The sequence below is a fragment of the Akkermansiaceae bacterium genome, assembly GCA_024233115.1.
GTDB lineage: Bacteria > Verrucomicrobiota > Verrucomicrobiia > Verrucomicrobiales > Akkermansiaceae > Oceaniferula.
This window is the reverse complement of the sequence record JACKQB010000011.1, coordinates 14,613-27,382: the sequence shown is the minus strand read 5'-3', so window position 1 is coordinate 27,382 and position 12,770 is coordinate 14,613. Positions and strand designations below refer to the sequence as shown.

General features: G+C 54.7%; 7 protein-coding genes. 5 read left to right on the top strand and 2 right to left on the bottom strand.

Going from position 1 to position 12,770, the window contains the following annotated elements:
• Window positions 1-2: 2 nt before the first annotated feature.
• From H7A51_19940 to H7A51_19925, 4 genes are all read left to right on the top strand, one after another.
• Window positions 3-1,193 carry an AGE family epimerase/isomerase gene (locus H7A51_19940; protein MCP5538488.1) on the top strand — a complete coding sequence of 397 codons (1,191 nt, stop codon included), beginning with the start codon at window positions 3-5 and terminating at the stop codon, window positions 1,191-1,193.
• 45 nt (window positions 1,194-1,238) lie between these two features.
• The gene (locus H7A51_19935) at window positions 1,239-2,315 is read left to right on the top strand and encodes a substrate-binding domain-containing protein (protein ID MCP5538487.1); all 1,077 of its coding nucleotides are present in this window, start codon (window positions 1,239-1,241) and stop codon (window positions 2,313-2,315) included.
• Window positions 2,316-2,418: 103 nt separating this feature from the next.
• Entirely contained in the window at window positions 2,419-3,936 is a 1,518-nt protein-coding gene (locus tag H7A51_19930) for a hypothetical protein (protein MCP5538486.1), read from the top strand.
• 3 nt (window positions 3,937-3,939) lie between these two features.
• Window positions 3,940-4,596 carry a YdcF family protein gene (locus H7A51_19925; protein ID MCP5538485.1) on the top strand — a complete coding sequence of 219 codons (657 nt, stop codon included), beginning with the start codon at window positions 3,940-3,942 and terminating at the stop codon, window positions 4,594-4,596.
• On the opposite strand, the gene H7A51_19920 is transcribed toward H7A51_19925, so the two are convergent.
• Complete coding sequence (locus tag H7A51_19920) at window positions 4,593-6,542, bottom strand: family 20 glycosylhydrolase (GenBank protein ID MCP5538484.1); 1,950 nt, start codon at window positions 6,540-6,542, stop codon at window positions 4,593-4,595. The genes H7A51_19925 and H7A51_19920 overlap by 4 nt on opposite strands.
• Before the next feature lie 295 nt (window positions 6,543-6,837).
• Here H7A51_19920 and H7A51_19915 point away from each other — a divergent pair, with 295 nt between their 5' ends.
• The gene (locus H7A51_19915; GenBank protein MCP5538483.1) at window positions 6,838-10,017 is read left to right on the top strand and encodes a hypothetical protein; all 3,180 of its coding nucleotides are present in this window, start codon (window positions 6,838-6,840) and stop codon (window positions 10,015-10,017) included.
• A 1-nt stretch (window position 10,018) separates the two neighbouring features.
• On the opposite strand, the gene H7A51_19910 is transcribed toward H7A51_19915, so the two are convergent.
• Entirely contained in the window at window positions 10,019-12,709 is a 2,691-nt protein-coding gene (locus tag H7A51_19910; GenBank protein MCP5538482.1) for an exo-alpha-sialidase, read from the bottom strand.
• Window positions 12,710-12,770 lie beyond the last annotated feature (61 nt).

The following is a 12,770-nucleotide window of genomic DNA, read 5'->3' as shown; positions in this document are numbered from 1 at the left end:
CGATGTCCTCATACACCCGGGAACAACTAACAGGTCTGCGCGATTTCTACCGCGACAGCCTGCTGGATGACACGTTGAGGTTCTGGCTCCCCCGGTCGATCGATACCGAGCACGGCGGCTACCTGCTGATGCGCGACCGGGACGGCTCGCTGCTGGATGACGACAAATCGGTTTGGTTCCAGGGCAGGTTCAGCTCGATCCTCGGCGGCCTTTACAACACCGTGGAGGCCCGGCCGGATTGGCTGGATGGCGCCGGAACCGGTATCGACTTCCTGCGGCAACATGGCTTCGACGACGATGGCCGGATGTTTTTCCTCCTTACCCGCGATGGCCGCCCCTTGCGCAAGCGGCGTTATTTTTTCTCCGAGGCATTTGCCTGCGCCGCCTTCGCCCAATACGCCAAGGCCAGCAATGACGACGCCCTCGCGCAAGAGGCAAGGGATCTGTTCAGGCGCTGCACCGAATATGCCGACGGCACGCGTCCCCTACCCCCGAAGTTTACCGCTGAGCGCCCAGCCAAAGGCCTTGGTGTGCCGATGATATTCCTCAACGTGGCGCAGCAACTTTGCGATACCGTAGGGGATGATTTCGCAGCATCAAAAATTGACGATTTCATCAGCGGGATCGAGGGCTGTGTGCATGACGAACTGCAATGTGTGCTGGAATGCACGGCGCCTGACGGAAGTTTGATTGACCACCTGCAGGAGCGCACGATCACGCCTGGCCACGCGATCGAGGGCGCCTGGTTCATTTTACACGAGGCCCAACGACGCGGCGGCGATGAAAAACTATTGAGGCTGGGTCTGAAAATGCTCGATTACTCATGGCTGCAGGGGTGGGACGAGGAGCACGGAGGTATCATCTACTTCCGCGATCCCACCGGCAAACCGGTGATGGAATACTGGCATGACATGAAGTTCTGGTGGCCCCAGTGCGAGGCGATCATCGCCACGCTGCTCGCCTACACGATGACCGGCGATGAGAAATACGCACGCTGGCACAAGATGGTCCACGACTACGCGCACAAACATTTCCACGATCAAGAACACGGCGAGTGGTTCGGCTACCTGCACCGCGACGGACGGCGTTCCTCCGACATGAAGGGCAACCACTTCAAGGGCCCCTTCCACTTGCCCAGGATGCAGCTCTATTGCTGGCAACTGATCGAAAAACATCTGGCGAACGGCCACTGAAATTTCTGGTTTGATAAAAATACCAGTAAGATGTAGGCTGCGCTGATGCCACGCTTACCCCAACGCCATTCCCTACCGGCACAAACTGCCGAAATCATTTTGGAAATGATCAGCTCCGGCGAGTTGACCGACACACTTCCAGGAGAACGCACACTGGCAAGCCGATTGCAAATCGGCCGCGACACCTTGCGGGCCGCGCTCGACATCCTGGAATCACAAAAAGCCGTCTCACCACGCACACACGGCCAGAGAAGATCCATTCTTAAAAAACAGCAGGGAGACAAAGCGAAACGCACGCCTCGCATCGCATTCCTCTCGCCCAAGAAACTGCAAGAGCTACCGCCATGGATGCTGATCGAGCTGGATACGCTGCGCGAACTTCTCAACCATCGTGGGTATGAACTTGAGTATTTGAGCCCCGGGGTGTTCCACATCAAAAACCCGGCTCTGAGGCTTCAACAACTGGTTGACGACAATGCATTCGATTTATGGATTCTCTACCAGTGCCCACTGCAGGTACAGCAATGGTTTCAAAAGAACAAGCTGGCATCGATTATCCGCGGATATTCCAATGTGGGAATCGACATCCCGTCCATTGACGAAGACTGGCAGGCGTCGGCATTCCACGCAGGTGGTGTCCTGACACGCAACGGGCACCGCTCCGTCGGCCTGTTGATGCCGGACGCCAAGCTTGCCGGACTTAAAGCAACGGAAGATGGCCTGCGGCGCGCCGTCGAGCAATCCAATGTGGCGGGCACAGTCCACACCATGATCGATCAGGCGGAGCCTGGCAGTACACAGAACGTACTCGCCAGGGCATTCAAACTCAAGGACCCGCCAACCGCACTGGTAGGAACACGTTCCCGACACACCCTGAGCGCCATTTCCTGGCTCGCCCAGAACGGGCTGAAAATCCCACAGGACATCTCGTATATTTCCCTCTCATACGAGCCGTGGTATCCTTACCTGACTCCGACTATTTCCCACTACCACAGTGACCCGGCGACCTTTGCCCGCACCGTTCTCAAAAAAGCCACCGCACTACTGGAAAACAACAAAACCCTCCCATCAAAACTCCTGATGCCGGAATACTATCCAGGTGGCAGCGTGCAAAAAATCTGAACTCCACCAACAACCGGGCACAAACATCACCATCTGGTGGTTATTGCCAACCACTTATGTGGTATCGCCAAGCCGGTGATTTATTTCCTAGGCTGACACCAGCATGCTGCGTTTCAATATAATTATCTGCGTTTGGCTGACCGCTCAGCCGCTGGCGACCGCCGGGCTGAAACTCGCTGATGTTTTTACCAATCACGCGGTCATACAAGCAGGCAAACCCGTTACTGTCTGGGGCACATCGGATGCAGGCAAAAAAGTCACCGTGCGTCTGGCCGAGGTTTCACAAGCCGTCACGACAGACACCGCGGGAAATTGGCGAGCTATTTTCAAGCCTGTCAAAGCATCTTACCGTGCATTTGCTCTCACCGTGGCAACCGAAAGTGTAACCATTACACGCGAGAATCTCGTCGCTGGCGAAGTGTGGATCGCTACCGGGCAATCGAACATGAAATGGATGCTCAAGGACTCCACCGGAGGCAAGGAGGAGCTGAAATCATGTGCCGACCCACACTTGCGACTACTTCTCCATGAAGGAACACTCCACCCAGACAGCAAAAAATATTCGCGGGATTTCCTCACTCAACTTAACTGCGAAAATTATTACCGTTGCGGTGGCTGGCAAACATGCACCGAAAATTCAGCCGCTCATTTTTCAGCGGTCGCCTATTTTTTTGGCAAAATGCTCAGGGAAAAACTCGATGTCCCGGTCGGCATCATCGCCCTACCCGTCGGTGGCTCACCCATCGAAGCCCACCTGCCTGAAGACGCGTTTACATCGGATCAAAAACTAAAACCGCTTCTGCGCGAATGGTGGAAAAACCCTGACTACCCTCAATGGTGCAGGCAACGTGCCGCCCTCAACATCAGCCACTGGCTGGCAGATCCTGAACAAGGCAAAGACCCACCCCACCCGTTCGCACCCACATTCCTCTGGCAAGCGGGCATCGATCCCCTGCTCCAGTATCCGGTCAAAGGCATTATCTGGTACCAGGGAGAATCCAACGCCACCCTCGATAGAGGTCCAGGTAAAGCCACCCCGAAAGAAGTCAATCACCGTAAGCTCGTCGCTTTGGTAAACGCATACCGCCGCCACTGGAAAGATGAAACACTTCCGTTCTATCACGTGCAACTTCCCGGACTGAACCGACCGTGGGCGCTGTTCCGCGAAATGCAGCACGATGTTACCAAGGATCTCAAAAACGTTGGCATGGCCGTCACGATCGACCTCGGTCACCCGAGCAATGTGCATCCGCCTGACAAAAAACCGGTGGGCGACCGACTCGCTCGATTAGCCCTCCACCAAACCTATGGCAAGCCAATCGCATGTCGGGGACCGGAACCTGACAATCATGTAATCCACCAAGGAGCCGTTACCATCACATTCATCCATGCTGTGGGTTTGGCAACATCCGATGGAAAAAGTCCGCGAGCATTTGAGTTGGCTGGTGCCGATGATATTTTTCATCCTGCAAAGGCAACCATTTCCGAGGACAAGGTTGTAATATCAAGTGCCAAAGTTGGACGCCCCACAGCCATCCGATACGCATGGGCAAACAATCCCGATTCGAATCTCATCAACGCCGCCGGACTTCCGGCCGCTCCCTTTCGCCTCAAGTTCTAGCCCATGAAACCATTGCACCAAAGTGAAATTGATCGGGCCATGGCGACGGTTTGGAATTACCATCAGCTCGGCCACACACTTAAAGAGGCGGATATCATCTGGGCCTTGGGCAGCCATGATCTCCGGGTCGCCGACCGGACTGCCGAACTCTGGCACGATAGGCTGGCTCCGGTCATCGTGATGTCGGGCGGTCTTGGTAATTTTACCGAGGCCTCCTTCCCTGAACCCGAAGCCGATCTCTTTGCCAAGCGAGCCATCGAACTCGGCGTGCCCGCCGATTCCATCCTGATCGAAAACAAGTCCACAAACACCGGTGAAAACGTCGCCTTCACACAAGAAATTCTAACGTCCAGAGGCATCGATCCTAACTCCGCCATCGCGGTGCAGAAACCCTACATGGAGCGCCGCACATTCGCTACCATCCGCGCCCAGTGGCCGGAAATCAATGTGCAAGTCACCAGCCCCCGGCTCGATTTTGACAGCTACTGCAATGCCGACTTTCCAAAGGAAAAAGTCACCGCCATCATGATCGGCGACCTGCAGCGCATCATCGAGTATCCCAGCCGGGGATTCATGATCGAACAGGATGTGCCTGCCGAGGTACTGGATGCCATGCAGCATCTCATCCACGCCGGCTACGATGCGCATTTGCTACGTTAATTCGACAGACGGGTCGAGTATTTCAGGCCGGAGACCTCTCTAACTTGCCCGTCCCGAATCTGGACCGGTGAAAAGGAAAACACCCATTTCCAGCTCGGAGCTGATTTCACAAGTACCTTGTTCCAGCCTTTTTTCAGGTGGATTTTTGTCGGCGGCCTGCTGGTGTAGATTTCATCGGTGAACGCAAACTCCTTGCCCATCTTTCCAGGGTTCTTCCATTTGGGAGGATCGATACGTCGGTCGTTGATCCAGATCTTGCACAACGCGTTGGCATTCCAGTTCCCAGCCTTGGCCACACCCGCACGGTTGTCGGATGATGATGTGGTGTTGAAGCTGATCCACGCATCAATTTTCTGATCCTTGTCGCTGTGGATGTAGGTGTTTGCCCAGACGACCTCCTTGCCCTTTCGGAAAGTCTTCAGGTGACCGGGAAAACCGAAAAAGTGCTTCACGTGGATGGCTCCGCCGTGCAGTGGTTTGGTCCACCTATAGACATCATTATTCGCGTGATAAATATCCTTGATGATGCCCTTTTCCAGATCAGTAACTTCGTTATCCGCCACAGGCCCTAACAAGCGCCATTCCATCTGGTGGGTCTTGACAAAGGGAAAGGGTTTCCCCGCAAAAAACCGGTTCCGCTGCTCGGCAAGCCTGTTTTCAAAATCGGCAAAGGCCTGGTATTCCGCCGATCCCCTGGGCGGCACCTTTGCCCAGAACTCCGGCCGGTCCCTGGCGATGCCTTTCCAGACGGCTTCCGAGTAGGCCACCATGGCTGGCAGCACCGGGTTGTTAGTCAGTGAAAGTCTCTCATCGTCCACCCGGTTGTCCGGCCAGTGGGCGAGGATGCCGCCGAGGTGGATCTCATCGCCATGCGGAACCCGGCACGGCTGCTGGAAAAACATGCGCGGGGCAAAGTCGAGCGCCTCCAGGTGGTTGATGTAGTTCGCGCGGGAGTCGATATGGCGCATGCCCTTGACCGGAGACGAAGTTGCCCAGGTTTGCAGGATCTGCCTTTTGTCGCCCTTCACCAGCATCCCCTTCCACCAGCCGATGACCTCGCGCCCGTTCCGGTGGATCGCCTTGTGCAGCGCCGGTAGGTAACCGGCATTCACATACTCGTCCTTCTGCCGCACCTCGTCGGTGCCCACGTGGATGTAGGGCATGCGCTCCTTGTCAGCGAGGGTGCAGAGTTCATCAATCAGGCCGGTCATCGCCTCCAGTGCTCGCGGATCTTTCATGTTCTTGATACCGAGACCGTGGCGGAATGCCTCGGAGTGCCCCGGGGAGTCAAACTCCGGGATGATGATGATGCCGCGCGCCCAGCAGTAGTCGGACATCTCCTTAAACTCTTTTTGCGTGTAAAATTTACCTGCGTGCCGACCGAAGGCTTTGGCTGATTGCAGACCGGGGTATTTCTTACTCTCCAACCGCCAGCCGAAATGGTCCGTTAGATGCCAGTGAAAGACGTTCATCTTATACGCCGCCATAACATCGATCTGCATTTTCAACTGTTCGATCGATTGGAAATTGCGGCCAACATCGTGCATCAGTCCGCGGATTTTGAATGCGGGGTAATCGTGGATTTTACACGCCGCGACGCTTGCCATGCCGTCCTTGCGCACGATCAGTTGGCGCAGTGTCTGCACACCGTGATAGAGACCCAGCACCGTGTTTGCCGTGATAACCACACCTTGCCGACTCACCGTGAGAGAGTAAGCCGCGTCTTTCTGTCCCTGCCAATGTTGAGGAGTGGAAATTTCACCCAGTTTAAGCGTAATGGACTTGTTGGCGTCCGGAGTGACGGGCACTTTGTTCGTTTTTAACAACGCATCCAGTTCAGCACGCATCCTAGATGCCCGAAACGGACTTCCTTTGAGCGGGGCAACGTTCAATTTCACCCTGTCCAGAACCACAGCACCGTCGGCCCACTCCACCGTCTGGGGCATTGGGAGCAGTGCTGGGACCCGGCATGATTTGTAACCATCCTTACCACACATATAGATATGGTTGAGTTTCTTCGTTGAACCCATGCTCTCGGATCCGAAAACCAAAGGAATGATTGCAAATGAGATGATTACAGTAATGAGTGCGTTCTTCATGTCTTTTCCTGTGATGTGCTGCAGCTTGTCTACCACACCATTAGGAAGCAAGAATCCTGAACAGAAATACAGATTCAAAGGTCTGGACATCCTACCAGTTGCATCCCTTTGCCTCATACACGCGGAATGATACGCTTTCCCTATGAGACCGCTGCTGCCCCTGTTCCTATTTATCCTGTTCTCAACAGTCGCCCAAGCGACCCACTACAAGCTCTTTGTCCTGACCGGTCAGTCAAACTCCCTGGGAACCACCAATGGCGGGGAAACCGATCCCACATCGGGCACTGACCCCGCTGACCAGCATGTAAAATTTTTCTGGCATAACGTGGAGAATGCCACGACCACCATCGGCACATCGGGTGGAGTTTTCACCACGCTCCAAGATCAACAGGGTGGGGTCTATGCCGGCAGTGCCACTCACTGGGGGCCGGAAATGGAATTTGGTCGCACGCTCTACCGTGCAGGTGTCAGGAACTTCGGCATCATCAAGGCAAGCCGGGGCGGCGGTGGAAACACCTACTGGCTGAAAAACTCAGTGGACGACCATATGTATGACCACGTGATAGCGACGGTGAATACGGCAACCACGGAACTGACCAACAATGGCCATACCTTTGAAATCGTGGGCCTGCTTTACCTGCAAGGCGAAAGTGACAACAGCACCGAAGCCGCTGCTGCTGGTACACGCTTGAAAGCCCTTACCGACAACCTACGTGCAGACCTCAGCAATGCGGCATCTATGCACACCGTCTGCGCTGGAATCACGGCACAGGGAAATGCTGATGACGATACCACGCGGACGAACCAAGCTACTATCGCAGCGAGTACAAGCTACATCGATTATTTTGAGAACCTGGATCAACAAAGCAATCTGGCTCCAGATAACCTACACCTGAACAAGGCAGCCAAAATCGTCCTCGGAAATCGTTTCGCCCAGACTTTTCTGAACTCGGGAATCGTCGCTCGTCACTACGGCAAGCTTGTTTTCATCGGCGACTCGATCACCCAGGGAGGCAATGGCGACAACCCGAGCTATCGCTACCAAGTATTCAAAAACCTTGCCGACCAGGGGGTGCCAATCAGCACAACAGCCGGATACAAGTTCACTGGCAGCATTAGCGGAGGATATCTCAATAGCCCGATGACCACCCCGGATGTCAACGGACAGACATTTGAAAACAATCACGACGGGCACTTCGGCTGGCGGGCGTTCTGGATCAACGGACGTATCCCCCTCCCTGCAAACCGTCGCAGCAACAACAGGGGCGAAGGCACAATTGAAAACTGGACCGGCCAGGCTAGCCCCCAGCAATATGACATCAGCAGCCCTACAGCCACGGTTCCGTTTCCCGATCCCACAGCCAGCGGCACAGGCGTTTCCACGCCCTATACTGCCTATACGCCTGACACAGCTGTCATCATGATCGGCATCAACGATATCTCCGAAGGCAGCTCTGCCGCGCAGGTGCGCGATGACATTGGCACGATGATCGATCAACTTCAGTCCTCCAATGCGAACATAAACATCTTCATCAGTGAGACGCTGCACACCAATCAATCTTTTAACAACACAGTGGATACTCTCAACGCGCTACTCCCGGCACTCGCTGCCTCCAAGTCAACCTCTACTTCATCCGTCTGGGTGATAGAAACAAACACGGGCTACGATCCTGTTAGCCAAACATACGACAACATCCACCCTAACACGTCCGGTGAGGAATATGTCGGAAATCGTATTTCCGGGGGGCTGGGCATCATCGAAATGCCATCGCTCACCACGGACCCATCCCCTGTCGGTGTGGAAGCCAAGGCCGGCGAAGACCTCGGGTGTCTGAAGTTCGAGGGCGATGACATTTACAACACGGGAAGCTATACCAACAACTGGACAGCCACCGGCGATATCACAGCCACGCCTGTTGGCTTGGATGATCTTCGCCTGCACCACCCGGGAAGTGCAGGTGACGTCATCGACGGCACGAGCACCGGGTGGTCGGGCATCAACAGCGGGGTGTGGTCACTTAGCACCCGTCTAAAATTTGACGCAAACGCCAATGGTTTTATCCTTTGGTTGGGCACTGGCACTCATCGCATCCTCGTCGAGATCTATGGAGACCGCACACAGGACTTCGGGGCAAACAGCTTCAATGCTTCCCACAATAACCTCGATGGCAATTTCCACACGTTCAAGGTGACACATGATCCGGCTGGGAATGTCTACCACCTCTGGCGCGATGGCGTTTTACTGACTCCAGCCGCAGGCGCTCCATACGATCAGACCGCGGCAGATGACCGGCTCTTATTAGGCGACTACACGGGCGGAACCTTTGGAAACGGATTTGATGTCACTTTCGACTTCATCGACATCTGCCGTGGCTACGAGGGTAATGAGATTTACGACGGAAGTTCGTTTATCAACAGTTGGTCAACAGTCGGTGGTGTTTCTGCAAGCCCATCCGGCACGAGCGACCTTACCATCACAAACACATCCTCCGGCGGAAGCTGGTTAGAAGGGACCTCTACTGAGTGGCAAGACGAAAACGATGGTCATTGGACTTGGGAAGCGAGAGTAAAATTCAACACCAACCCCAATGGCTTCATGATCTGGCTAGGCACAGGAAGCAATCGCATCTTGGTGGAAGTTTATGCCGACCGCACTCAAGACAACGGCAGCAACACATTCAACATCAGTCACAATAACACAGACGGCGAATTTCACACATTTAGGATCACCCATGACCCCGGCAATGGTGTTTACCACGTCTGGCGGGATGACGTCAGACTCACTCCGCTGGCGGGCGTGGGCTACGACTCATCAGGAGCAGACGAACGCATGATCCTTGGCGATTACACCGGAGGCACGTTTGGAAATAGTTTTGATGTCACCTTCGACTACATCCGCTGGGACAGCAAAAATGCCTACCTCCCCCCGGCATCGGACACCGATGCCGACGGTATGCCCGACATCTGGGAATATATCCACTTCAATGACTTTATTTCGGGAGTCGCAGGAGAGGACGACGATAAGGATGGAAAAACGAACTCCGAGGAATACCAGGCGGACACCGACCCTAACAATTCCAGCTCACACCTGAGAATCAAGTCTATTGAGGCAACCTCACCGGACAACTACGACATCACGGTCCCGGACACTTCGCCAAATAGACAATACACGCTCTACGAGTCGGACGATCTAGGCATCACCGATGCCTGGGCACCTGTTTCAGGTCAAGACCCGGTCATTGGAAACGGTGGTAATCTTGTATTCACTCCATCAGACACCGATGACATAAAATTCTACCGGGTCAAGGCAAGCACACTGTAGCTCAGCCTCGTTGCGTCACAACGCGGTAGAAATTCCGCTCTCCCGTTGCGGCTGGCAATGTGATGCTCATCCTAACGCCATCTGCCTTGATTTCTGACATTCCCGGAACCACTTCCCAAGTTCCCTCAGCCATGGTTTCTGAGCCCTCCACCCGGTAGGATAAGAATGGCACCGATGACCAGGTGAGCACTAGGCCAGATTCCGTTTTTTGAATAGAGGCCGTTAGAACGGATTCATTGTCCAGTGGATGCGTCTGGGCGCGGTATTCGTCCAGGTTGCTCATGCCGTCTAGATCAGGGTCGAGGCTGGCATCGGCTCCGTTGTGTTTCTCCAACCCCACCGCATCCTCGTAGAAATCGGGAATTTGATCGGAGTCCGTATCCGTATCCCCAACCAGCCATACCAACGGAAAACGGGCAAACTCCATCTGTGCCACCGAGGAACTGGAACCAGTTTCATAAAAAATACCAATGTGCCCATCGGGCAGGATAGTCATGCAGGAATAAGCGGCTGGGCGGTCGTCTATTTTACGTTTATAAGGCCAGGTCAAACCTTCATCCAGACTGAGGCGAATGCTCATTTTTGAACGATTGGTATTGTCCGGATTGGAAAAAAGTAACGCCGAATACGGGTGGCCATCAAGTTTTGACCGGTAGCGTTCCACACTCGCCATGACAGTGGGGTCGGTCTGGTCATACCATGCTGTTCCCCAACTGCCATCCGCTATGGTTTCGGTATCATGGTTCCAGGAGTAAACACACCACAGTCGGCGTTTGCTGCCGTCATGGTTTCGCATTGAGATGAGTAAGTTCCCGTCATCCTGCTCGACGATTTGAGACTCTGTCGTCCACGGGCTACCTGAAGGGATCGCTGGGGTGGAATTGGCCCAGGTTACACCTCCATCGGTAGAATAGATAAAGTTGGACCGGGGTGTTCCACCGGCGTCCCTGTATTGAGATGGAAAAACCAGTGTGCCGTCACGCATACAAATTCCTTTTCCCGGGCCTTGAAAGTAGAGTTTCCAAGCTGCGTTTTTGATCTGGCTGGTGATGGAAACGGGTGCCGACCACGTGACCCCATCGTCATCTGAGTAATTCAGCACATACTGCCCGGTCTCGTCCGGAGTCAAGCCGGAGCCAGAACCACTCCAGCCATTGTTTCCTTTTGACCAGAGTGCCGCGCACCAGATACGCCCGGTGTTTTTATCCACAAGAATGCTGGGATCCCCCACTCCGTTCCCAAATGAACCTGGAACGTTTTCATCGTAATCCATGACCGTGATCATCGTACTCCATGTCAAGCCACCGTCCGTGGATCGCATCGCCCCCACATCAATATTTCCCGGAAGATCACCAAAGCCGTCATGGCGTATATCAAATACCGCAACCAAGGTTCCCGCGCCGGTTGTGGCAAGTCCGGGAATACGGAAGCCAGCCACGCCATCGTCTCCCCCTGCGCGGACGATGGTGGAGAAAAACTGTGAGTTGATCGTCAGCGCACCCGCTGGGGCGGTTACGGCAGGCGTATAGGTGCCCGCGTCAGCTCCATCGATGGTGAAGCCGGTGATTTCCGCGTCCAGAACATCGCCGAGAGCCGAATCACCGGACATTTTCACCGCCACCCAGAAGTGCGTCTCCGCATGAGTCACTGAAACACGTATATTGAAGCTCATTGTACCGCTGAACGGTGGGAGGATCGTATCGATCAGCGTTGCTTGTGAAGGATCGAAGACGGCAGAGTCACCACTTGAGTAGAGCCGTATTTCATCAATATCCCCCGTGTCCGTGGTACCGCCCAAATTGAACTCCAATGCGGTCAATGCGTAGGCCGGAGCGTTCCCCGTGGATGTGATTGCTAATGCCGCAATCCCATGAAACCCATAGATGGAAACATTACCGGGATTCTGAATGGTCGTTGCCGATTGATAAACTATAGGCAAATCGATTAAATCCCCCCACCGTCCCTCCATGTAGCTAACGACATCACTGCGCTCGGAAACGTCAAGCGAACGGGCATAGACGATGACCTCGGCCAGTTCATAAGCGAGTTTTCCTCCCGTCCCTCCGTTGGAAGCCAAAATAAGACCTCCCAGGCTGGTGTCCACCGCAACGGCGTGCGTTCCCACTTGGCTGCCGTCAATGTAGTGAGTCACTTGAGTTGAGCCACCAGACTCTGCGTAGGTGAACATGTGCGTTTGCCAGGTGTCGACTGATATCACAGTTGTGTCCGGATCCGCACTACCGAACGAAGCACCCGCGTCCTGCACACCCGCCTGCCAGAAGCCAGAACGAACCTGCGCCCTTGTTTTTCCCGGGTTGGTACTGCCGTCGAAAAGAAAACCGTCTACCGCCCCGCTGAGGCGGCAATGCAGCACCACCGTTCTGTTTCCCGCCACCGAACCCCAGTCTCCCGCCGACGCCCAGAGAGCCGATGCACCGTCAAACGACACCACCCCAACCGTGCCTCCTCCACTGCGACCAAGGGTAACAGTGCCTGGGGTGCCGATGACCCTGTCAAGATCCTGCCCGCCCGCCACCTGATCTACCCAGCCGACAACATTGCTGTCGGCATCCACTGTCACTCCCGCATCAGCTTTGTACCATGCATACCGGGTTCCAGGAACATCCGCGTTGAGGCATTGGCTTGCAACTAACAGGAACAGCCCGATGCATTTATGCGTGTTTCCTGACATGGTGATCGCTCCAGAATAATCGTTTGGGTGCTCAAAAAAGCCCGCCCCTTTGCAGGAAGCG

Coding starts and splice junctions, on each gene's coding strand:
- H7A51_19940 (MCP5538488.1), top strand. CDS start 3: ATGTCCTCATACACCCGGGAACAACTAACAGGTCTGCGCGATTTCTAC.
- H7A51_19935 (MCP5538487.1), top strand. CDS start 1,239: ATGCCACGCTTACCCCAACGCCATTCCCTACCGGCACAAACTGCCGAA.
- H7A51_19930 (MCP5538486.1), top strand. CDS start 2,419: ATGCTGCGTTTCAATATAATTATCTGCGTTTGGCTGACCGCTCAGCCG.
- H7A51_19925 (MCP5538485.1), top strand. CDS start 3,940: ATGAAACCATTGCACCAAAGTGAAATTGATCGGGCCATGGCGACGGTT.
- H7A51_19920 (MCP5538484.1), bottom strand. CDS start 6,542: ATGCCCCAGACGGTGGAGTGGGCCGACGGTGCTGTGGTTCTGGACAGG.
- H7A51_19915 (MCP5538483.1), top strand. CDS start 6,838: ATGAGACCGCTGCTGCCCCTGTTCCTATTTATCCTGTTCTCAACAGTC.
- H7A51_19910 (MCP5538482.1), bottom strand. CDS start 12,709: ATGTCAGGAAACACGCATAAATGCATCGGGCTGTTCCTGTTAGTTGCA.